18 protein-coding genes are annotated in these 24494 nt (G+C 38.4%); 3 read left to right on the forward strand and 15 right to left on the reverse strand.

Translation table 11 applies throughout. From position 1 onward, the window contains the following. Window positions 1-8: 8 nt before the first annotated feature. The 6 genes from FEE95_RS02240 to queG form a co-directional block, all read right to left on the reverse strand. Window positions 9-2303 carry an NADP-dependent malic enzyme gene (locus FEE95_RS02240; RefSeq protein ID WP_138656200.1) on the reverse strand — a complete coding sequence of 765 codons (2295 nt, stop codon included), beginning with the start codon at window positions 2301-2303 and terminating at the stop codon, window positions 9-11. Between the two features lie 83 nt (window positions 2304-2386). Next, window positions 2387-4237 carry a trehalase family glycosidase gene (locus FEE95_RS02245; RefSeq protein ID WP_138656201.1) on the reverse strand — a complete coding sequence of 617 codons (1851 nt, stop codon included), beginning with the start codon at window positions 4235-4237 and terminating at the stop codon, window positions 2387-2389. Then, window positions 4234-5469, reverse strand: a complete 1236-nt coding sequence (locus tag FEE95_RS02250; RefSeq protein ID WP_138656202.1) for an MFS transporter — start codon at window positions 5467-5469, stop codon at window positions 4234-4236. The genes FEE95_RS02245 and FEE95_RS02250 overlap by 4 nt, the downstream gene beginning before the upstream one ends. Window positions 5470-5473: 4 nt before the next feature. Then, the gene (locus tag FEE95_RS02255) at window positions 5474-6778 is read right to left on the reverse strand and encodes an MFS transporter (RefSeq protein ID WP_138656203.1); all 1305 of its coding nucleotides are present in this window, start codon (window positions 6776-6778) and stop codon (window positions 5474-5476) included. 119 nt (window positions 6779-6897) lie between these two features. After that, window positions 6898-8358 (reverse strand): sucrose phosphorylase, encoded by a 1461-nt coding sequence (gene gtfA, locus FEE95_RS02260; RefSeq protein WP_138656204.1) that lies wholly within the window; start codon window positions 8356-8358, stop codon window positions 6898-6900. An 87-nt stretch (window positions 8359-8445) separates the two neighbouring features. Beyond that, on the reverse strand, window positions 8446-9366 hold the full coding sequence (gene queG / locus FEE95_RS02265; protein ID WP_138656205.1) for a tRNA epoxyqueuosine(34) reductase QueG: 921 nt from the start codon (window positions 9364-9366) through the stop codon (window positions 8446-8448). A 193-nt stretch (window positions 9367-9559) separates the two neighbouring features. Between queG and FEE95_RS02270 the strand changes: the two genes are divergently transcribed. Together FEE95_RS02270 and FEE95_RS02275 are read left to right on the forward strand one after the other, a co-directional pair. Next, a complete protein-coding gene (locus FEE95_RS02270; RefSeq protein WP_138656206.1) occupies window positions 9560-10315 on the forward strand; it encodes an ABC transporter ATP-binding protein in 756 nt (251 codons plus the stop codon). Window position 10316: 1 nt separating this feature from the next. Beyond that, window positions 10317-11495: an ABC transporter permease gene (locus FEE95_RS02275; protein WP_138656207.1), complete on the forward strand. Its 1179-nt coding sequence runs from the start codon at window positions 10317-10319 to the stop codon at window positions 11493-11495. Window positions 11496-11548: 53 nt separating this feature from the next. On the opposite strand, the gene FEE95_RS02280 is transcribed toward FEE95_RS02275, so the two are convergent. After that, window positions 11549-12874, reverse strand: a complete 1326-nt coding sequence (locus FEE95_RS02280) for a cytochrome P450 (RefSeq protein WP_138656208.1) — start codon at window positions 12872-12874, stop codon at window positions 11549-11551. Beyond that, on the reverse strand, window positions 12874-13896 hold the full coding sequence (gene ruvB / locus FEE95_RS02285; RefSeq protein WP_138656209.1) for a Holliday junction branch migration DNA helicase RuvB: 1023 nt from the start codon (window positions 13894-13896) through the stop codon (window positions 12874-12876). Before ruvB ends, FEE95_RS02280 begins: the two co-directional genes overlap by 1 nt. A 97-nt stretch (window positions 13897-13993) precedes the next feature. Here ruvB and FEE95_RS02290 point away from each other — a divergent pair, with 97 nt between their 5' ends. After that, entirely contained in the window at window positions 13994-16258 is a 2265-nt protein-coding gene (locus FEE95_RS02290) for an acyl-CoA dehydrogenase family protein (RefSeq protein WP_138656210.1), read from the forward strand. Between the two features lie 80 nt (window positions 16259-16338). Here FEE95_RS02290 and FEE95_RS02295 read toward each other — a convergent pair whose 3' ends face one another. From FEE95_RS02295 to nrfD, 7 genes are all read right to left on the reverse strand, one after another. Then, entirely contained in the window at window positions 16339-17160 is an 822-nt protein-coding gene (locus FEE95_RS02295; RefSeq protein ID WP_138656211.1) for a GIN domain-containing protein, read from the reverse strand. A gap of 113 nt (window positions 17161-17273) precedes the next feature. After that, window positions 17274-19103, reverse strand: a complete 1830-nt coding sequence (locus tag FEE95_RS02300) for a cytochrome c oxidase subunit I (protein WP_138656212.1) — start codon at window positions 19101-19103, stop codon at window positions 17274-17276. A gap of 43 nt (window positions 19104-19146) precedes the next feature. Next, window positions 19147-20253 carry a cytochrome c oxidase subunit II gene (locus FEE95_RS02305; RefSeq protein ID WP_138656213.1) on the reverse strand — a complete coding sequence of 369 codons (1107 nt, stop codon included), beginning with the start codon at window positions 20251-20253 and terminating at the stop codon, window positions 19147-19149. A gap of 30 nt (window positions 20254-20283) precedes the next feature. Further along, entirely contained in the window at window positions 20284-21615 is a 1332-nt protein-coding gene (locus FEE95_RS02310) for a quinol:cytochrome C oxidoreductase (RefSeq protein WP_138656214.1), read from the reverse strand. A 16-nt stretch (window positions 21616-21631) separates the two neighbouring features. Beyond that, entirely contained in the window at window positions 21632-22192 is a 561-nt protein-coding gene (locus FEE95_RS02315; protein ID WP_138656215.1) for a c-type cytochrome, read from the reverse strand. 1 nt (window position 22193) lies between these two features. After that, entirely contained in the window at window positions 22194-22724 is a 531-nt protein-coding gene (locus FEE95_RS02320) for a DUF3341 domain-containing protein (protein WP_138656216.1), read from the reverse strand. Between the two features lie 2 nt (window positions 22725-22726). Continuing rightward, window positions 22727-24487, reverse strand: a complete 1761-nt coding sequence (gene nrfD, locus FEE95_RS02325; protein ID WP_138656217.1) for an NrfD/PsrC family molybdoenzyme membrane anchor subunit — start codon at window positions 24485-24487, stop codon at window positions 22727-22729. Between the last annotated feature and the right edge of the window lie 7 nt (window positions 24488-24494).

Consider the following 24494-nt stretch of genomic DNA (forward strand, 5'->3'; position numbering starts at 1 on the left):
GTATTCTATTATTTATTAATTCTGGCCTTTTTTCTTTTCTCCCTTTCCTGAGCATCAATTGCGGCTACAGCGGTCATATTTACCATTTCATCAACACTGGCTCCTAATTGCATAATATGTACAGATCTTCGGAGGCCAACCATAATAGGGCCTATAGAATCTGCTTTATTCAATTCCTTAAGTAGCTTGTATGTAATATTTGCTGATTCTAAGTTGGGGAAAATCAAGGTATTTACCTTTTTACCTGCAAGTTTCGAAAATGGAAATTGGCTTTGCAGCAATTCTTTGTTCAAGGCAAAATCTGCCTGAATTTCTCCATCTACTATTAAATCAGGATTTCGTTCATGCAAAATACGAATGGCTTCTTTTACCTTTCTTGAATGCGGATGGGTTGAGGAGCCGTAATTCGCATAAGATAATAAAGCCATAACCGGTTCAAAACCAAAAGTAGAAGCTACATTAGCGGTATTTTGAGCAATCTCCGCCAGTTGTTCGGCTGTCGGATTAATATTTATAGAAGTATCCGCTAAGAAGATAGGACCACTTTTAGTAATCATTATATGAACGGTTGAAGCTTTTGAAACTCCAGAAGCCCTACCGATTATTTCAAAAACAGGTTTTACCACCATAGGGTAAGCTCTGGAATACCCAGAAATCATACCGTCGGCATCTCCTTCCAAGACCATCATTGACCCGAACGAATTTCGTTTCTTCATTTGCGTTTGAGCATAGTACAAAGTACTTCCAGTACGACGTCTATTCATCCAAAATCGTTCTGCATACTTTTCCCGCTTTGCTGAAGCCTCATCAGATTGAGGGTTGATAATTTCAACGTCCGCATGGAATTCCAATTCATGCATCAATTCTAAAATAATCTCTTTATTCCCTAACAAAATAGGTGTCGCAATTCCTTCATCATAGGCTATCTGAGCGGCTTTTAACACATCCAAATGATCCGCCTCAGCAAAAACAATTTTCTTCAAACTCATTTTTGCTCTATTGTGCAGCAAGCGCACTACTTTATTATCACCACCTGAACGCTGGAGTAATTCTTCTTTATACCTATCCCAATCTTCAATGGGTTCTTTTGCGATGCCACTGTCCATAGCCGCTTTTGCAATAGCAGGTGGAATTTCAGAAATCAACCTCGGGTCAAAAGGTTTGGGGATTATGTATTCTTTGCCAAAAGTCAAACGGGTTTCTCCATAAGCGATATTCACTTGCTCCGGTACAGGCTCACGGGTAAGTTCGGCCAAAGCTTTTACCGCAGCCATTTTCATAGCCTCGTTAATACCAGTTGCTCGAACGTCTAAAGCTCCTCTAAATATAAATGGGAACCCAAGAACATTATTCACTTGATTGGGATGGTCAGAACGGCCTGTCGCCATAATAATATCTTTTCTCGTCTTACAAGCTAATTCGTATTTAATCTCTGGATCAGGATTCGCCATGGCAAAAACGATAGGGTCTTTTGCCATAGAAAGCAACATTTCAGGGGATACAATATCTTTTATGGAAAGTCCGATAAATACATCTGAATCCTTCATGGCCTCATCAAGGGTGTCTATTTTTCTATCGGAGGCGAATTCCAACTTTTCTTTGGATAAGTTTTCACGGTCTTTGCGAATGACCCCTTTGCTATCGAGCATGACGATATTTTCGTCTTTTGCTCCGAAAGCTTTATACAATCTTGTACAGGAAACAGCTGCAGCCCCGGCACCACTTACTACAATACGAACATCTTCAATCTTTTTACCAGTCAATTCCAGTGCATTCAATAACGCCGCCGCGGAAATAATTGCAGTGCCATGCTGATCGTCATGCATTACAGGGATGTCCAATTCCTCCTTCAATCTACGCTCAATCTCAAATGCTTCTGGAGCTTTGATGTCTTCCAAATTGATTCCCCCGAAAGTGGGAGCAATCATCTTTACCGTCTCAATAAATTTATCAACATCTTCTGTATCTACTTCGATGTCCATACCATCTATATCAGCAAAAATCTTAAAGAGGAGACTCTTTCCTTCCATAACAGGTTTGGAGGCTTCAGGACCAATATTGCCCAGGCCTAAAACGGCAGTACCGTTTGAAATAACTGCTACTAAATTTCCTTTTGAAGTATATTTATAGGCGTTGTCCTTGTCTTTTGCAATCTCTAAACAAGGCTCTGCAACTCCCGGAGAATATGCCAATGCCAAATCACGTTGTGTGGAATAAGGCTTTGTAGGAACAATTTTTATCTTACCTGGCTGGGGTTTGGCATGATAAATCAATGCCTCGCGCCTACTCTTCTCTTCACTCATGTTCTCGAAAATTTAAGACACAAATATAATTCTATTCTTCTTTGATTTTACATTAAAGATGCAGCGCCATGAGAGTTGCTTAATCAAAAAATAGCATCAGGATCCACAAGTTCATCAAGATTAGCAATCCTATTTTTCGGCAACAAACTCAAACCATATTGGTAAGAAGCGTTCATCCAACCAAATCCGGAAGTTGTGATGTAATCAAATTCGGTTCCCACATTACCGTACTCCGCATATACTTTATGTGTACAAGAAACCACATCATATTTCTCTGGAATTGTTCCATTATAATCTACCGCATTCCGTGTAATCATCCAAAGCCAGCGATAGGCAAGTTCGTGCGCTTCTTTTTCAAAACCGTAGTTCAAAAGTCCTTTCCAGATTAACATTTGATGGGGTGCCCATCCGTTAGGATAATCCCATTGTCGCTGCACCTTTCCTTTGGATAATTCTTCAATTGACCTTTTCGAGGTAGAAGCAATTCCGCCTTTTACCTTGAAATTACTCATCAAAAGGACCACCATTTGATTTGCCTGTTCTTGACTACAACATTTTGCCCATAGCGGGTAAAAATTGGTTGCAGAACCAAAGTCAGTCAATAATTTGCTTTTGATATTGAAATCAAAATAGTTTTGAAGCTTCTCTGACCATAAAATGGAATTCATTCGTTCTTTGCGGTTTTTGGCCTTTGTCAACCAATACTGGGAAGTATATATTCCACCATCTGTTCTAAATTTGTCACAAAAGTAAGTTTCAATGAGATAGGCAAAATCTGTCTCGTACTTGTACAACAAGGAATTCAAATCTACCGTATTCAAATCAGCACATACATCGTCTAAGCGCCAAGAGGTATCATGACCACTTTCACGAAGGCTCCTATCGTGAACAAAATAGGTGTCTAAATCCTCATCGCGAATTTCTCGGCTTTGATACTTTTCAACCAAATCAGAAATAGTCAGTTCATGTTTTTTGGCGTATTCCTCTAATACTTCAACAAAATGACCGGGCTCTGTTTCGGGGGGAATTCCAATCCCCTCAGCAAAATAGCGATTAAGTCCATTTTCCGTTTGTCGCTTTTTGGGTACCATCCAAACCGTTTCGTATTCTTTGATGGCCGTTTCTAAAACCCCTTCAAGCCATTTTTTACCTATGGATTCATCAGTTTGATACACTTCCCGAATAAAGGAGCTTAAAAATGGGGGCTGAGTTCTTGTCAAATAATAGGAACGATTTGCATTCAGAATTTTACCATAGTGTTCAATTTGATAACAAAAATTGTCGACCATACCTTTTGCCAAATCTACTCGCCCGTCTAATAAAAGTCCTATTCCTTCAAAATAGCTATCCCAGCCATACATTTCATTAAACCTTCCGCCAGGAACAACAAATGGAACTCCGTTTTCACCTTCAAGCTTTAAGGACAAAATCCCCGGTTTTGTATTGATGGACTTTACATATTCAGGCGTTATATCTGCGGGAAGAACCACAACTTCCAAATCATATTTGGACGCTATCTTCTTAAAATAATCTTGGGCGGCATAATCCAAATACGGAACATAAATTCGATTTACTACACTTTCTGCCTTATCATCTCCTACGATATTTGAAATGCCTTTTTCGTCTATGGTTCTTGTGAGGTCATCCCAAAAAACCTCACGAATCATTCTAGAAATTCGCTGAGTAGGCTCTTCCTCGATTTTTGACAAGGGAATCTCAACTTCCTCGAGACCTTTGTTTTTTGCCAAGGCTAACTCTTGAAGAAGATTTGATAGAAAATAAGTCCCTTTTATTTTATAGGTCCGTCCTTCAGTAGATAGTATCTCGAAACTTTTAGGCCCCTGATCTTCTTTGGTTATTTTTTTGTCCCCATCTGTGTCTTCTTGAAGCAGTAATTCTGCAAGAGTTTTACTTATTAATAGTCTAAAAATCATGAATTGACCTGGGCTTGTTTCTTAGAAATTTTGTCGATAAGTAAAACGAAAACAATTAGTAGCACCATTGGAATCAGCAAAAAATAAAAGGCATTTGCACCTCCAATATTTTCAAATAATTCTCCAACAATTCTTGAACCTATGGTTCCACCTAGTGCTGAGAAGATTATAATAAGGCCTGACATGGGTGAATGTAAATTTTTAGGAAGCGAACTGAGTACTGTTGAGTTTAATAATGGATAAATTGGAGCGATAAAGAGTCCAATAAGTGGTAAAATAAATCCTAATATTGGAACGTCAGCCAAACTGGATATTTCAGTAAGTGCCTCTACGTCCACCTCTAATTGTGGCAAAACTGCTAAGAGAATTCCACCTGAAATCAATACGCAAACTATGACCAAAAATACCCATGAAATTTTTTTCGTTAAGTACCCGGCTAAAAATCTTCCTATAGCAAGGGAGAGAGCAAAAATAACCGCCATCTGTACACTCAACGCCTCGCTGAAACTAAATATTTTTTCATTAAATCTAGGCAACCATGTCATTATACCCTGTTCTATCATTACAAAGAAGAATGCAGATGCTAAGAAAACCAGTACTAAAGGCACAAGTATCAACTTAAGGGATTGGATTAAATCTTCTTTAATATTTGACCCAATTACTTCTACTTCGTATTCAACTTTGGAAAACAAAAGAAATAGAAAAGAGAGCGCAATAAGTAACATCAAAACATAATATACATTGAGCCAAGCATTTTCATCGGTATCTGAATAAAAGGCTGGAAATAGGAAATATGCTGCCGCAATTCCGACCATAAAGAAACCTTCAATTGAACTCATTAGTGAAGAGTGTTCTTTTTTGGAATCGGTAATAATCCCAATTAGGGAATACACAGATAGTTTTATCAGAGCAAAACTTACACCAATCGCCATAAAAAGAACTTTGGTATAAAGAAAAGTATTTCCGAAAATCATTAAAAGACAACTAGCAAAGACAATTGCCAAGCCCGTTAACATTGCTTTTTTATAACCAAATCTTGGGAGGAAGGATGCAATGAAAAAAGAAACTACAGCAATTGGCAAATCTTTGAATGCTTCAAGCACAGAAGCTTGAGATTCGCTTACACCGTACACATTAATGGACTTGGCTATTACTATTCCCACACTATTCAGTAAAATTGCAAAAACAAAATAATTCAGAAAGAGCGAGATTTTTATTCCTGTATTCTTCATCAAATTACTTTTTAGATATGTTCAATCGCATCGCTAGAACCGCAGATATTATGAAAAACACACCGGCGAAAAGAATAGCATTAATTGCGCTACCACCTAATAAATATTTGTAAATAGGGCCAAAAGTCAATGTTTCAATTCCCATGGGAATTACTATCATCATATTCAATATTCCCATGTAAACCCCACGTCGATCTTGAGGGACTACCTTTGAAACCATTGTATATGGAATACCCATCATAGCCGCCCAACCAATACCGAAAAGTACCATCGGTGCCAAAACTAAATAAGCATCAGTAATGAAAGGAATTGCAAAAAGTGCTAAACCCGTACCTACAAGACTTAAGGCATATATTTTTTTTCCTCCATATTTCAAAGTAAGTGGTACCAATGCCAGCGCCACCACCATCGTTACGATGTTATAGGTCAAACTCATTTGAGCGGATTGAGAGGCGGCTTCCGAAGTTGAATAGCCCATTGTCAACTTGAATAGCGGAGTAATATATTGCCAATATATAAACAGCGCGTACCACTGAAAAAGATAGACCGCTCCTACTTTCCACATAAATGAAGGCATCTCTTTAATCGCTTTCGCAATCTCAGTAAATGGCTCCGCTATACGTTTCCCTAATGCTAGGCTTTTGCTGTGATTAATTTCCGCCAGTTCCCCATCAGATGGAGGTATTTCGGGTGTTTTTAGAACCGACCAAAGAATGGTTGCGATTGATAAAATTCCACCTATGTAAAACGAATAATACAGCCATTGCGGAATTTCACCTGCAACTTCAATTGATTCATCGCCGAGCAGATATTGAAACAATACAATAGAACCGTTAGCCAAAAGAATTCCAGCCCCTACAAACAAACTCTGCATTTGGTATCCTAAGCTTAACTGCTTTTCAGGTAGTTTATCACCAACAAAGGCCCTATACGGCTCCATAGCCATGTTGTTTCCAACATCAAGTATCCATAGTAACCCAACCGCAAACCATAATACCGGACTTGAGGGAAAAGCAAACAAACACAGACTACCTATAATCGCACCGATTAAAAAATAGGGTTTGCGCCTACCCCATCGCGGTGACCATGTCTTATCAGACATTGCACCAATAATAGGCTGCACCACTAAACCGGTAACTGGGCCAGCAATGTTTAGGATTGGTAGCATTTCTTCCGGAGCACCTAAGTATAAAAAAATAGGATTAATAGCTGTCTGCTGTAAACCGAAACTATATTGAATGCCTAGGAAACCGACATTCATATTAAAAATCTGCCAAAAGCTAAGAGTCGGTTTTTTTAATACTTCCATTTTATAAAGGTTTGGTGGTAGTTCTGCCTAACAATATACTATTAAAAACGATTGGCTAAACCAAACTTAACAGTAAAAACCTGAGAAATGAAAACGAAAACGATATAGTAGGATTCTCACTATAGTTCCAATCTCATAGTAGTATTGCCAATTGCAGAATAACTGATGAATACTTCCATATTTTCTAAATCGATGTTAATCTCGGACCAGTCCTTATCAGCAATCCATTTCATTTGCAAAATGTGCGGTTCGGAATCTATCAATTCAAAATTACCATCGAAAGATGGATGCGAATTTCTGAATAACATCAACTTTTTTAATTTAGAAAACAAGGGTGTTTGCGTAGTTTCTACAATCTCTTCGTGGGTAAAATAATGTCGGTTGATATCCCTACCCACATTTGTTCCGGCAAGTAGTTGCATATCATTTTCTCCGGCCATCAATCCAACATAATATACCTGTGGGATTCCGGGAACAAAAAATTGAATGGCCCTTGCAATGAAATAAGCGTTTTCATCTTTACCTAGGGCATCGAAATAGGTGCAATTTACTTGGTACAAATCTAAATTTGATGCCGCAGCACCAGTGGCCTTTCTACTCATACCCCCACTATTTTCATGGATTCGCTCCACAATAGCATTCAGTCGGTCATCGGGAATCAAACCTGGTTTACCTCCTTCTGAAGCCACGTCTACTATACCGATTCCATCATGGGTATCGAGTACTGTTATCACATTTCTAGGAGCAACTTTCAACCATTTCTTAAGATTGGATCCATCTTGATTGTACAAACAATCCAAAACCAAAACAGGTAGGGCAAAATCATAAACGTAATCTACGCGTTTGGCAATCTCTATCTGTGTTTGGTAAAAGGAGTGAATTTCCACTAAAACCTCAATACCTTTTAGTCTTGCCTTTTCCGTGAGCTGTCCTATGAAATCGAATGTCTCATCAGTCATAAAACATGAAGTTCCCCTGCGCTTCACAGCATAACCAGCAGCATCTAGACGTATCATAGTAATTCCTCCCTTTTGAAAGGTATCCAGTATTCCATCCAAGTAATCAGAACCTATTTCACTTTTTACATCGATATCTATTTGATTCTGAGTAAAAGTGGTCCATAAGGTTTTGGTCTCCCCATTTTGTAATTTGAATTCGGTAAAAGGCAATCCTGGTCTAGGGCGGTAGATCATATTGATTTCCGCGTCGCTAGCCCCATTCGGAAAAACTTTGTCTTTGGTAAGGAACAGGTCAGCAAATTCCGAATCTTCCCCTTTTTGTAAATAGTCTTGAAAAGCGTCTGATTTTGCAGATACATGATTCACAATCAAATCTGACATGATATCTATTTCAGAACCTAAAGATTTCAGGTCATTCCAATCTCCCAGCCTTTCGTCTATCTTGGTATGATCAATAGGGTCAAATCCCGCGTCAGCGCCATCAATTGGGAAGAAAAAAGGAAGAATATGAACACCTCCAAAGAGGCCTTTAAATTCATTGGCCACCAAAGATTCTAGGTCTGATAAATTGTTACACCCGATGCGGTCAACGTAGGTTATCAGTTGTATTTTGTTCTTCATAGCTGCTTTGACAAACAGCTATATTAAAAATAATTGATGATTTAATTTTCTTTTTTTTCAATTAAAACCAACTACAACCTTGTAGTACTATTGTAGAAATTTGATATTGCGTTGCAAACCGGAAAATTTAGTTCTTTTCACCGCAGATTTTTGAAATACTTTCTTGAAAACATCCTCAGTAATTTCTTCCCAATCCTTCTTGGTCATCGAAAGTAAATCAGGATGAGGATTAAAAAGAGGCTCACGATGCGGCTTTGAGAATTTATTCCATGGACAAACATCTTGACATATATCACAGCCAAAGGCCCAATCATCAAATTTGCCTTCAAATTCATTAGGAATTTCATTTTTTAACTCAATAGTGAAATAAGATATGCATTTACTGCCATCAACGACATAAGGCTCCACGATGGCCTCGGTTGGGCAGGCGTCGATACAGGCGGTACATGTGCCACAATGGTCAGTTACGGGGGTATCATATTCCAATTCCAAATCAACAATCAACTCCGCGATAAAATAAAAAGAGCCCACTTGTTGCGTCAGGAGGTTACTGTGTTTACCTATCCAGCCTAGTCCACTCTTAGCAGCCCAGGCTTTATCCAAGACAGGAGCGGAATCTACAAAAGCGCGACCGCTGACTTCTCCGATTTCTTCAGAAATAAAGTTTTGCAGTTGTCTTAGTTTTGATTTGATTACATGGTGGTAATCACTGCCATAAGCGTATTTGGAAATCTTATATGTACTCTCCTCTTGCGTTTCTTCTGGGTAATAATTCAGTAATAAAGAAATCACAGATTTCGAACCATCTACTAATAAACGGGGATCTAAGCGTTTGTCGAAATGGTTTTCCATATAGCCCATTTCTCCGTGCATATTGTTCTTTAGCCATTTTTCCAAACGAGGAGCTTCCTCTTCTAAAAAATCAGCTTTCGAAATACCACACGACAAAAAACCGAGGCGTTTGGCTTCGGTTTTTATCATTTGAGTATGATTTTCTTTTGAACTCATTTTTAAATCTACAGAAAACCAATTTATTTGGTTCCCAATAGCTGCTAAATTACAATTATCAGATACAACAACCTTTCTATTGAATAGAACTCGAAATGCACCTTTATGAAATTTGAAAATAAAAACAACTCCAGAAATGTAACATTTTGTCTTTTTTGTAACTAACAAGAAGTATTGAAAACAACAACCTAAAATGATTCAAATAAACAAGCTAACAAAATCCTTTACTTCTAAAACAGGAAAAGGGTTTAAAAAAGAAACTGTTACAGTGAATGCTGTAAACGAAGTTTCTTTCGAATGTAAACCCGGAAGAATTTTTTCGCTCCTTGGTCCAAATGGCGCAGGAAAAACTACTACACTGCGTATGATAGCCGGGATTATCAATCCTACCTCGGGCTCAGCCATTGTAGATGGTGTGGATATTTCCCAAGGAAATAATGAAGTAAAAAAACGTATTGGATTCCTTACAGGTTCAACCGGACTCTACGAACGTCTGAACCCAGATGAGACCCTAGATTTCTTTGGGAAATTGTTCAAGTTGCCAGAGAGAGAACTAAAAGAACGTAAGGAATATCTTTTTGAAAAACTCGGTATCAACGAGTTTCGCAAAAAACGTATGGGACAAATGAGTACGGGTATGAAACAAAAAGTATCCATTGCACGTACCTTGATTCATAATCCTGAGGTACTCATATTCGACGAACCCACTTCAGGGCTTGACGTGATTACCGCGGATAGTATCATTGATTTAATCCGTGAATCAAAAGCAGATAACAAAACGGTGATTTTCTCATCTCATATCATGAGTGAGGTAGACCTATTATGCGATGACCTTGCAATAATTAACAAAGGCTCTATCATCTACAACGACACTTTTGACAATTTCAAAAGAGATATGAAGGCCGACAACCTAACCCAAGAATTCATTAATCGAGTAAAAGAAGCCTAAGATGAACGAACTATTTGTAATTATAAAGAAAGAGCTTACTGAGCTTTTACGCGATAAAAAAACAATTATCAACTCGATTGTGCTACCTACATTGCTGATTCCAGTTCTCATGTTTGGAGGCTTAAAGGTCAGCCAGATGATTCAGAAGAGTAATCAAGAAAAGAAAGTACAAATCGGGTTAGTGAATGCTCCTGATGATTTTAAAAGTTTGGTGGTCAGTGACACCTTGAACCAAGTTACCAATTATGATGAATCTATAGACTTTAAGACACTGATTGACGATGGTACAATTCAAAGTGCTTTGGTGTTTTCCTCTGATTGGCGCGTACGGATGGATAGTCTAGAAAGCAGTGAAGTATATATATATCAGAACGGAACTAAGGATAATGTAAATAGTCGTGTTTCAGCAATGCTGGAGGAGTATAGTGCGAGATTAAAAGAAACTAGGATAACACAATTGAAAATTCCAGTTGAGAAAATGACTCCATTTGTTAAGAATGTAGTTGAAGTTGGTGAACAAAAAGAACTCATCGGCAAAAGAGTTGGGGGCTTTATACCTTACATCTTTATTTTGACCATGTGGGGGGGGTGTCTTCTGGCAGCCATTGATTTGGTTACTGGTGAAAAAGAACGTAAAACCATTGAAACTACATTATCACTGCCTATTTCAAAGTTCAAGGTACTCATGGGCAAAGCTATTGTCGCTTCCTTTCTTGGATTTATACCTGCCTTACTAAATCTTATTGGTCTGATTTTAGGATTGCAATTTATAGATGGCATACCAGAAGTAATCACCTCAGCATTAGGTGAAATGTTGAACTTTCAATCCATCACTATGATCTTATTATTATTGATTCCGTTCTCTCTCTTCTTGGCCGGACTTATCATAGCATTGGTAGCTGGAGCCACCTCTTTCAAGGAAGCACAAAGCAAAGCCTCACCTATCATTATATTGATAATCATTCCTTTGGTTATGGCCCTAATGCCTGGAATTGAGTTTACCTGGGCTACTGTATTTATTCCAGTGTTGAATATTGGATTGGGTGTAAAAGAAATTATGGCAGGGACCATTAATATGGGCATGTACAGTGCAATGCTTTTGTCATTAATTGCCTTCGCGATAACTGCAATTTATTTCAGCTATAAAAAATTCTCAGATGAGAACGCAATTTTAAAGTAGATTTAGCGGTTGATTATGAAGAAGGCGGAGTGATTCATATTACTTCGCCTTTTTTATCTTGGGATAAATCTTAAACGAACTTCTTTAGGCCTCAGCGAAATTAAAGGATCTAGTTCCACTTCCTCTGTCTGTTTTTCTATTCGGAACTTTTTTAAGATTCTGGCCACGACCAAAATCATTTCGTACATCGCAAAATTATTCCCAACACACATTCTAGGTCCCGCTCCGAAAGGGTAATAATAGTTCGAAAAATCTTTCTTATTCTCAGGATGAAAACGCTCCGGTTGAAATGCCTCTGGGTCATTCCAAAAATTTGGGTCTCGATGTAATTCATAAACAGCCAGTAATATCATAACATCTTTTGGTATGGTATGTCCCCCCAATTTATCTTCCGCAATTGACATACGGTCAATATAATACGCAGGTGGATACAATCGCATACCTTCTTCAACGCACTGTTTTACGTATTGAAGTGAGACAATATTTTCAAGATGATTCCGATCGTCCAAATCTACTTTAGAAACACTTTCAAAGGCCTTGGCCTGCACCTCTTCATTCTGAGCTAATAGAAAAAGGGTAAAACTCAAAGCATTGGCCGTAGTTTCGTGACCTGCAGTAAATAAAATAAGTACCTCATCAATCAATTGATCTCGCGACATGGGTTCTTCGTCTTCATAGCGCGCTTTCAACAACATATCAAGAAGGTCATCTTTTTCTATGCCTGAGTTAATGCGTTCTTGGATGATTTTATCTAGAATTCCCCTGGCTTCTTTAGAGTATGTTAAATGCCTATTGATTGCCCCGCTCATTTTGAACCACCAATTCAAATAAGGCTGTCGCATTTCCTTAATCAGCATCACCTGATTGGTTTCTGTGATGCGTTTCAATTCAGCCATTTCAGCTTGAATATCATCCCTACTAAAAAGTGATTGTGCCACGACCTGAAAGGCCAAATCCCCCATTAAGGGGTAAATATCTTGTGCCTCACCATCATGAATTCGCTCTAGTTCCCTATGAATGGCAGAATTCATAATACCTATTAAACCTTCCAATTTTTTCTTGTGAAATGCAGGTTGCACCATTCGTCGATGGGTGCGCCAGTGTTCTCCATTAGATGTCAGCAGGCCTTTACCAATGTATTTGGCCAAATCTTCTGTTTGCAAAGTAGACTTATGATACTTTTTGTGATTTTTTTGAAGGATTTGTTTAATGAACTCGGGACTTCTAGTAAAAAGAATCAAACCAGTAGGGCCGATTTTGACCTTAAAAATATCACCTAGCTTATTAAAATTTTCATTGTGAAAAGGAAGGGGATTTTTCAGAATACTTTTTCGGTTCTTAAAAACTCTGTACGCTGAAACGGTAGGAATATTTTGCATTAGAACAATCCGGGTTGGGTTCCTCCTTTTATTTTACCAAGATGTTTGTACGCCAGTTCGGTCACTTCCCTACCTCTAGGAGTACGCATAATAAAACCTTGCTGAATCAAGAAAGGCTCATACACCTCTTCAATCGTTTCAGCACTTTCGGAAACGGCGGTTGCCAAGGTGGTAATTCCGACAGGACCTCCTTTGAATTTATCAATTATGGTGGTGAGAATCTTATTGTCCATTTCATCCAAGCCATGGGCATCAACATTCAAAGCTTTCAAACTGAATTTCGAAATATCCATATCAATATTTCCATTCCCTTTGATTTGAGCAAAGTCACGAACACGCCTCAGAAGAGCATTACAAATTCTTGGGGTGCCTCGGCTTCTTCCCGCTATTTCAATTGACGCATCATTCGTGATTGGTACTTTTAATATTTGGGCACTGCGCTGCACAATCGTCGAAAGTAACTCCGTGTCGTAATACTGAAGTCTACTTTGTATTCCAAATCTTGCACGCATGGGGGCCGTCAATAATCCGGAACGGGTGGTTGCTCCAATCAGGGTAAACGGACTTAAATTGATTTGCACAGATCGTGCATTCGGACCCGTTTCTATCATAATATCGATTCGATAATCTTCCATAGCAGAGTACAAATATTCTTCTACAATAGGACTCAAACGATGAATTTCATCAATAAAAAGTACGTCGCGCTCATCTAGATTTGTAAGCAGTCCGGCTAAATCCCCTGGTTTATCTAAAACAGGACCAGAAGTAATTTTAATACCAACGCCCAATTCGTTGGCAAGAATATGTGCAAGTGTGGTTTTTCCTAATCCCGGAGGACCATGAAATAAAGTATGATCTAAAGCCTCACCCCTCTGATTAGCCGCTTCGACAAATACTTTTAAGTTCTCCAGTACTTGTTCTTGACCCGTAAAATCATCAAAACTAACCGGACGCAAAGCTCTCTCGATATCGAGTTCCTCATTGGAAAATCCGTCAGTAGAAGGGTCTAAATACTCATTCATTGTTACACAAAGATAGGGGAAAAAGTCAGAAGATTGTTGCCAATAAAGAACCTGGGTTCGGACTATTTGAAAGCAAATAAATTCGTAATTTCAAAGCATGGAAAAGAAAACATACTCCCCGGGAATTCTTCAATATATTCCTTTTTTTTATGTGATTTGGTCAGATGATTTAGTATCTGCTTCAGAAATAAATGTTGTTGAAAAAGCAATTGGGCAAGATGCCAGTTTAAGCAAGGACGAATCTTTTGTCCTGAAATCTTGGTTAAATACAAAAAATCGACCTGCAAATGATGAGCTCAAGAACTGGAAGCATATTGTGTCCAACTCAGATGTAAAGCTTGTAGAGAGCAATACTTATCCTTTAAGTACTTTTAGTCAAAAAGTCGTTTGCAATTATTTTGAGGAATGTCCTTTTAACGATTCCCTAAAACATATTGAGGTAAATTTAGGAATTCAACCCAATCATTACAATCATTTGTTTGATGTGGAGGTTGAGCATGAAATCACGTCAAACTACTACAATGCTTCCGAAATTGATGAAATATTAAAAGGAGAACATGCCGAGGTTATTGATGGATTTCGCAACACATTGGATAATCCAATTTTCAGATGGGACATCCATCGAAATAAAGAAGAATTCCGTGAGGTGGTTTTGAATCAAGTAAAATATCTTGCGGATAAAGGTTATGGCGCACTTGCCTACCCAAAAGCTTACGGCGGAATTGAAGATATGGAAGGCTATGCATACATGTTTGAAAATATGATGTATGTGGATGGAAGCTTGACCATAAAATTTGGGGTGCAATTTGGACTATTTGGTGGAAGCATTCAAAAACTCGGCACCAAAAAACATCATGACGAATACTTGACTGAAACAGGAAAGGCAAGTCTTTTAGGTTGTTTCGCTATGACCGAAACAGGTCACGGTTCCAACGTTCGGGGAATTAAAACCACAGCCACCTATGACAAGGCTTTAGACCAAATTATCATTCATACTCCCGGGAAAAATGACAACAAAGAATACATCGGCAATGCCCTACATTCTAAAATGGCATCGGTATTTGCACAGTTGATTGTTGACGGAAAGAATGAAGGGGTACATGCGATTTTAGTTCCTGTACGAAATGAAAAACATGAATTACTCTCTGGAATTACTATTGAAGACAATGGTTATAAGTTGGGATTGAATGGAGTTGATAACGGAAAGATTTGGTTCAATCAGGTGGCCGTTCCCCGGGAAAATCTATTGAATAAATATGGTGATATCAAAGAAGATGGTTCATATCGCTCGGATATTAAAAATCCTAATAAACGCTTTTTTACCATGCTTGGAACTTTGGTAGGCGGACGTATCTGTGTTGCCAGAGCAGGACTTGGAGGTGCAAAAATGGCTTTAACAGTTGCTATCAAACATGCGCTCAAAAGACGGCAGTTCAATGACAGCATAAAAGTTCAAGAAGATCTCTTGATGGATTATCCTACACATCAATTGCGTTTGACCCCTTTAGTGGCAAGTGCCTATGTATATCATGTCACCCTTGATAAGATGATGAAGGATTATTGTGATGAGAGCAAACCTGACAAACGTATTGTAGAAACGCAGGTTGCAGGGTTAAAATCTATCATAACTTGGTATGCAAATGACACCATTCAAGAATGTCGAGAAGCCTGTGGTGGAAAAGGATACTTGATAGAAAACCGCATTGCCGATTTAAAAGGAGATGTAGACATTTTCACTACTTTCGAAGGTGACAATACCGTTCTTTTGTTACTTGCAGCCAAAGGCGTTCTTTCTGACTTTAAAGCGGAATTTAATAGTGCTGGATTTTCGGCGGTATTAAAACTTCTAAGTAGTCAGTTAAGTGATAAGCTATCCACAATTAATCCCTTATATTCCAATAAAGTGGATAAGGAGCATTTATACAACCCTCAATTCCATAAACATGCTTTTGATTATCGCACCCGCAGGTTGACCTATACACTAGCGAAGCGTATCCGTAGTTATATTAAAAAGGGAATGCCTTCTTATCAAGCATTTATGAAAGTGCAAACACATTTAATAGCATTAGGTAAAGCCTATGCCGTTGAACTTGCTTACACTACCTATTCAGATTTTGTTGATGGAATGTCAGAAGGAAAAAACAAAGACCTTTTTAAAAAATTAGGAACTATTCATGCCCTATATGAAATTCGAAAGGATTCAGAATGGTATCTAGAACAGGGTTACATTAGTGGTACGAAGTCAAAAGCTATTCGTCAGCGCGTAGAACGTTTATGTACCGAACTAAGGCCTCATATTGGAATACTAGTAGACGGTTGGGGAATACCACAGTCTTGTATGAGTGCGCAGATTGCTGAGTAGAATGAAATTCGCTAATCATTGAAGTTTCAAAGTTCTCGACTCCGCTCGAAGTGTCAGTCTGTTACGCATCTAACAAAAAACTACTTCTCTTTGTGAAGTTCTGAGGTATCTAAAAATTCAATAATATCAATCTCGGCATCTCCACTCAGATAGGTTTTTGACGAACCCCTAGAGGTAAGCTCAAAAACTTTGCTTGCATATACGCGGGCACTTGGCGATCCCTCTGCAATTACTTCCACACCTTCAGCATCTAATTTACGTGCTTTTAAGTTTGCGTTATCAAAAAGTTTTACGCTCATTGCGTAGGCAGTACCCTCCATTTTCGCACTTGCATTCGAATTCATTTGAATATCATTACGTTGGCTCGTAGTATACAAACTCACGTCCACCCTATCCTTTAGTGTTATATTTAAAGAATCACCTTCTAAACTCAAATCTCCTGAGCTATTTCCTTCCATAGTCAAGTTCGTAAAATTTGTATTTGCATTTAACTGTAATTTCGAAGAGCCGTAGGTTTCGATAGTAAGCTCATCTGTCTCAATGACATCCTTCATAAGTATTCTGCCATCACGGAGTTTGAGACTCGAAATATCATAGTAGTTGACCGTGATATCAAGTTTCTTTTTGCTGGTTATTTTATAAAAGGAACTAATCACCAAAGTATTATCTTCTACCTTGAACTTTAATACGTCTACCAAATTATCATCAATTGTAAGGCTATAACCCTCTTGGTTTGCTTTTACCAAGTTGATGTCTAGGTCATCATTTAATTCGATGGCATTGAAAGCCGGAAGACTTTCAGTTACCTCAATTACATTTTTGTTTCCTTTTATTTTGGGTTTACGTTGCGCAAAAACTTGTACGCATAATAACAAGGAAAGTAGTACAACAATATTTTTCATCTCTAGTGTTCTTGGTTTATTGATGGTGTTCTAAATATAATACATAATAGCTAGTATCAAAAAAAATGCCCAACTAGATTAGTTGGGCATTTTTTTGAATTATTTCAACTTGTTTAATGCTGAAGCTCTTCTTCATCCTCTTGTAAAGGCACCGTTTGAGGTACAAAATCTTGTCCCGGTATTATATATTCCCCATTCTCATCAACCTTGCTGTAGTCATAGGCCCAGCGGTGTACGTGAGGAATTGGTCCATCCCAGTTGCCATGAATGTGTTTTACTTCTGCCGTCCATTCCAAAGTATTTGAATTCCAAGGGTTTTTAGGCCCTTTCTTTCCGTAAAACATACTTCTTACAAAATTATAAACAAATAGTAACTGTGCAGCTCCTGCGATTAAAGCGAATGTAGTCATCAATACTTGAATATCCGTAAATTCATCAAACATGGGAAATGCCGTATTTTCATAATAACGTCTCGGTAGACCTGCCATACCAACAAAGTGCATTGGGAAGAAAACCCCATAGGCACAGACCGCAGTTACCCAGAAATGGACATAACCCAAGTTCTTATTCATCATCCTTCCTTCGAACAATTTTGGGAACCAATGATAAACACCAGCGAATAATCCGTAAAGTGCAGAAATACCCATTACCAAATGAAAGTGCGCTACCACGAAATAAGTGTCGTGAACGTTGATATCCAAGGTACTATCTCCAAGGATAATTCCTGTCAAACCACCCGTAATGAAAGTTGATACCAATCCTATGGAAAACAACATAGCTGGGTTGAGCTGCAAATTACCTTTCCATAAAGTGGTTATATAATTAAATGCTTTTACTGCTGAAGGAATCGCAATCAATAAGGTTGTAAATGTAAACACAGACCCTAGAAAAGGATTCATACCTGAAATGAACATATGGTGACCCCATACGATAGTTGAAAGGAATGCAATTGCCATAATTGAAGCAACCATCGCACGGTAACCAAAAATAGGTTTACGGGCGTTGGTAGACATTACTTCAGAAGTAATACCCAAGGCTGGTAATAATACAATATATACTTCAGGATGTCCTAAGAACCAGAATAGGTGTTCATATAAAACCGGAGACCCGCCTTGGTAATGCAATACTTCTCCTTGAATAAATATGTCGGATAGGAAGAACGACGTTCCAAAACTTCTATCCATAATCAACAACAAGGCTGCGGAAAGAAGAACTGGGAATGAAATCACACCGATAATTGCAGTGATAAAGAAAGCCCAAATCGTTAAAGGCAATCTAGTCATTGACATTCCTTTTGTTCTTAGATTAATTACAGTAACAATATAGTTCAATGACCCTAATAGCGAAGAAGCAATGAAAATGGCCATAGAAACAAGCCACAAGGTCATACCCATACCAGAACCTGGCTGAGCCATGGGCAGAGCGCTTAAAGGCGGATAAATTGTCCAACCTGCCGCCGCCGGTCCTGCTTCAACAAAAAGTGAAATAACCATGACAACACAGGATACAAAAAACATCCAAAAGGAAAGCATATTCAAAAAGCCAGATGCCATATCCCTAGCACCAATCTGCAATGGAATCAACAGATTACTAAAGGTACCTGAAAGTCCTGCAGTTAATACAAAGAACACCATAATGGTTCCATGCATCGTTACCAATGCCAGATACATATCTGCATCCATTACCCCGTCAGGTGCCCACTTTCCAAGAATCGCTTCAAAGATTGGAAAAGATTCTCCTGGCCAAGCGATTTGCATTCTGAAAAACAAGGACATTGCGATTCCAATAAAACCCATTACCAAAACACCAGTAATTAGATATTGCTTCGCAATCATCTTATGATCTTGGCTAAAAATGTATTTTGTTACAAAGGTTTCTTTGTGATGATGTCCGTGATCATCATGAGCGTGATCATCTACCTGTGCATGTGCTGTTGCTGACATAATCGAAATTCTTTAATTTATTAATCTTCTTTTTATAGCCTACTTATTGAACAGATGCCATTGTTTGGCCAAACGTCTGTTGTGTTTTCATCCAAGCCTCATACTCCTCTTGCGTCTCCACAATAATCTTCATCTGCATATTGTAGTGAGATTTACCACATATCTTATTACATAATAAAATGTAATCGTATTCCCATGAATCCAAAAGCTCTTTAGTGGGTTCTCCGTGTGCTTCTAAAATCCGATTCTCTTCGGTAATTTTTACATTTTTTTCAGCACGTATCTTATTCGTCCTTTTTACTTTGTCAACTACCTCAGAGTTTTGTCTAATCTCGGCGGTAGTCGTAATAGGCGTAAAAGAAAACTCGGTAGTCATACCAGGAACACAATTCATTTGTGCTCTAAAGTGCGGCATATATGCAGAATGCAATACGTCTTGCGAACGCATCTTAAAGTTTACTTTTCTACCAACTGGCAGATGCAATTCTTTAACGATTACATCGTCTGCAGCATAGCTATCAGATTCATCTAAACCCAAAACATTGGCTCTGTCGATATCTATCATTCTAACATTGGCTCCACCTAAAACATTATCGGCTCCACCATATCTAGCGGTCCAGTTGAATTGCTGTGCGTATAACTCTACAATCAATGGGTCATCTTCGTCATTGACATCCATTATGTTTGTCCAAGTATATAATCCCCACAGGATTAAACCAGCTAAGACAATTACGGGAATGATAGTCCATATAAATTCCAAACGATCATTATCCGCATAAAAGAGGGCTTTCTGACCTTCTCTACCTCTGTACTTGTATCCAAAATAATGCAATAAGAATTGTGTAATAAACTGTACAATGAAAATAATTACGAATGATACCAGCATCAAATAATCATACTCCTCACCATGTGCCGAAGATGCATCTGGTAAAAGGAATTTCGAATACTTCCAAAAGGAGAAAATGGTAATCAGATAGGTGAAAACCATAAAGGCGAATAATAGATAACCGTTATTCTTGTTATCGTTATCGTTGGCTATCTGCGCTCTTGATTGATCTGCCTTTAGTTGAGACAATTCAAAGATTTTGGTCATTTGCCAAATCGCAATTGCCACTAGTGCTAAAACAGCTAAAGTTAAAACTACAGTCATCGTATCTATTTCTGTTATACTTTAATCGTACTAATAATGAAAATGTCTACTCTCCTCGATAAACGGATTACGTTTCGGTTGTAATGGAGCCGAGGCTAGTGCCCTGAAAATCCAGAAAATGAATAAACCGGCAAAGAACAATATCGCTCCTATTTCAGGGATACCTATATACCATTGATCACCAACAGTTGAAGGCATAATGGCATTAAAGATATCCATATAGTGTCCTGCTAGTATAACTATACCCGCCATTACTACAAACCAGTTCAAGCGCTTATAATCACTATTCATCAATAACAACACAGGAAACAAAAAGTTCATTGCCACCATACCAAAGAATGGCAGATTATAATCTTCTATTCTAGTGATATAATAGGTTACTTCTTCAGGAATGTTCGCATACCAAATCAACATGAATTGTGAAAACCATAAATAGGTCCAGAAAATACTGATGCCGAACATGAACTTCGCCAAATCATGAATATGACTATCATTTACTTCCTCCAGGTATCCTTTTGATTTCAAATAGATAGTTACCATTGCGATAACGGTAATACCCGAAACAAACATACTTGCAAAAATATACCAACCAAACAAGGTACTGAACCAGTGTGGATCTACGCTCATAATCCAATCCCAAGACATAATAGATTCTGAGATTAAATAAAATACTAGGAATGCAGCTGAAATTCTAAAGTTTAATTTGAAGTTTGAATTGTCATCAGACTCATCTTGCGCTAATGATAACTTTCTTGAATATTCACGATATCCAATCCATCCCGCTAAGAAAATTGCTGCACGGATTAAGAAGAAAGTTGGATCAAGATAGCCAGCTTTTCCTTGCAACAAAACATCTTTGTCCACAACCGTTTGATCCATCCAAACAAATAAATGATTCATGTGCATTACTGACAACACCAAAATCACAAAGACAATAATTCCACCAGGAACAATATATGAGGTTATTCCTTCCATTACACGAAATAGTAAAGGAGACCACCCTGCCTGTGCAGCGCGCTGAATGGCATAGAATGCCAGCACCCCTAATGCTATCATAAAGAAAAAGAAGGCTGCAACATACAACGCCGCCCAAGGCTTATTTGCTAACTGGTGAAACACATGCTCATCGTGCTCTGCTTCGGTCATCGCATGACCTTCTTCTTTGTAAGAACCGTGTCCTTCGTCAATTACCTTAACCACATCACCATGAGATTCTCCGTGACTATCACCATGACTCGCTACCATTGCTTTTGCCTCCGCAACATTTGACGGAGCAGACAAAAATCCAGTAACAATTCCTAAAGCACCAACCACCATTAAAATGATAGCGCCAATCTTTAATTTGTTCGAAACCGTGTACATATTCAGTATCTATGTATTATTTAGTTAAGTCTTGTTTCAATTTCATAACATACTCAGAAACCTGCCACATTTCTTCCGTATTCATTTGCGATGCATAAGAACCCATTGAATTCAACCCGTATTGAACGGTATGAAAAGAAGTTCCAACGGTAATATTACGTGCTACATCATCATAACTAGGAACTCCTAATATTTTCTCGTTCTTTACTAACGCACCTTGCCCCTTACCTTTTGGTCCATGACAAATAGCACAATAGATATTGTATAACTCTGCTCCCTTGGCCAAGTTTGCGTCTCTTTGTAAAGTGTCTAACGGACTAACATTCAATCTTGCCAATTCCTTACCTTCAGGTGTATTCTCAATACCGTAGGGCATCCAACCTCTTGGAACCGTGTTTGCCGGAGGCACCATAGCCTCTTGACCACTAGGCAAGAAATCAACTTGCTCATACGTTTCATAACCTACCGGCTCATACATGTTAGGCATGTACTGATAGTTCGGTTTGCTATTGTCTTGACAAGAAACCAAAACAGCGAGCAATCCAAATACGATTCCTATTTTCTTCAAACTGTTCATATTAATGAAGGTCTTTTTCTGATACGTTAATCTCAACTGCTCCTGTATCTGATAACAAGCTCATTAATTCAGCTTCATTATCGTGAATTTCAATTTCCATTAAAAAATGGTCATCTGTTGTTCTCAAATCAGGATTTTCAGCTTCTTTAAAGGGCCATAATCTACTTCTCAAGTAGAACGTAATAACCATTAAATGAGCCGCAAAAAATACAGTCAACTCAAACATGATAGGTACAAATGCTGGCATATTTTCGATATAGCTAAAGCTTGGCTTACCACCTATATCTTGAGGCCAATCTTCAATCATAATGAAATTCATCATTACAATAGCCACGGTTAAACCTACACAACCATACATAAAAGATGTAATTGCTATTCGTGTTGGCTCTAAGCCCATAGCTTTGTCTAGCCCGTGAACGGGAAAAGGACAATACACTTCCTCAATATGATGTTTGGCAGCCTTCACCTTTTTGACCGCATGCATAAGCACATCGTCATCATTATAAAATGCCTGTATAACTTTAGATGCCATATCTATTTGTTGTTATTTAAAGTTCTCGCTTGACCTGCCCAATCATCACGTTGTGCCCTTCCTGGGAAGGCTTCGGTAATAGAGTCTAACAAATCATATTCTTTTCCTGTCATTCGACTTACTTGTGCAAAAGTGAAAATGCCGATTTGGTTCAAGGTCTGCTCCATTTTCGGACCAATACCTTTTACTTTCTTTAAATCGTCAGCCGTTTCCGTTGCTGGGTCAAATGTTCCAATTGAAGCTAACAAACTCGACGCATCTTTCTTTTCAGTCGCTACGGGAGTTGGTTTTTCTACAACAATTTTCTCTGCTGTTTCCGCTTTTGCGGGAATTTCTTGAGATACTTTTGGAGATTCATTACTTATTTGATACAAAGGCTGACCCGCATCTCTTAATTTTTTGTATTTCGAACCGGATGACTTCAAGATAGATTTCACTTCCGCTTGAGCAATTACAGGGAAGGTTCTTGAGTACAATAAGAACAATACGAAGAAGAAACCGATTGTTCCAATAAAAATTCCAATATCAACAAATGTAGGCGAGAACATCGTCCATGAAGATGGAAGGTAATCTCTATGTAATGAAGTAACGATAATTACAAAACGTTCAAACCACATTCCTATATTTACCACTATCGAGATAAAGAATGAAAACATGATACTGGTACGTAGTTTCTTAAACCACATGAACTGTGGAGAAAATACATTACAAGTCATCATTGCCCAATAGGCCCACCAGTAAGGTCCGGTTGCTCTATTTAAGAATGCATATTGTTCATATTCAACACCCGAATACCAAGCCATGAAAAGCTCAGTAATATAAGCACATCCCACAATAGAACCCGTAATCATAATTACAATGTTCATCAATTCGATATGCTGCACTGTAATATAATCTTCTAAATTACACACCTTTCTCATGATAATCAAAAGAGTGTTTACCATCGCAAAACCGGAGAAAATCGCACCAGCAACAAAATAAGGAGGGAATATCGTGGTATGCCATCCTGGAATTACCGAAGTAGCAAAGTCAAAGGATACAATTGTATGTACAGAAAGTACAAGTGGAGTTGCTAAACCTGCAAGAACCAAAGATACTTCTTCAAAACGTTGCCAGTCTTTTGCACGGCCACTCCATCCGAAACTTAATAAACTATATATTTTCTTTTGGAAAGGAAGAATTGCTCTATCACGCAACATTGCAAAATCAGGAAGCAATCCTGTCCACCAGAATACCAATGAAACGGACAGGTATGTTGATATCGCAAATACATCCCAAAGTAGTGGTGAGTTAAAGTTTACCCATAAAGATCCGAACTGATTTGGAATAGGTAATACCCAATATGCCAACCAAGGGCGACCCATGTGAATGATCGGAAACAATCCCGCCTGAATAACCGAGAAAATAGTCATCGCCTCGGCAGAACGGTTAATAGCCATTCTCCATTTCTGACGGAATAATAAAAGTACCGCAGAAATCAAGGTTCCAGCGTGACCAATACCTACCCACCAAACGAAGTTGGTAATATCCCAAGCCCAGTTTACGGTTTTGTTTAGACCCCAAGTACCAATTCCTGTAGAAATGGTATAGATTATACACCCAACTCCCCAAAGAAATGCTGCCAAAGCAATGGAAAAAACAATCCACCAGTGCTTATTCGCTCTACCCTCAATAGGAGCTGCAATATCGACAGTTACATCATGGTAACTTTTGTCTCCAGTCACTAAGGGTTTTCTAATAGGTGCTTCGTAATGCGACGCCATAGATTTA

This window comes from Maribacter algarum (ex Zhang et al. 2020), from assembly GCF_005885635.1.
Taxonomy (GTDB): domain Bacteria; phylum Bacteroidota; class Bacteroidia; order Flavobacteriales; family Flavobacteriaceae; genus Maribacter_C; species Maribacter_C algarum.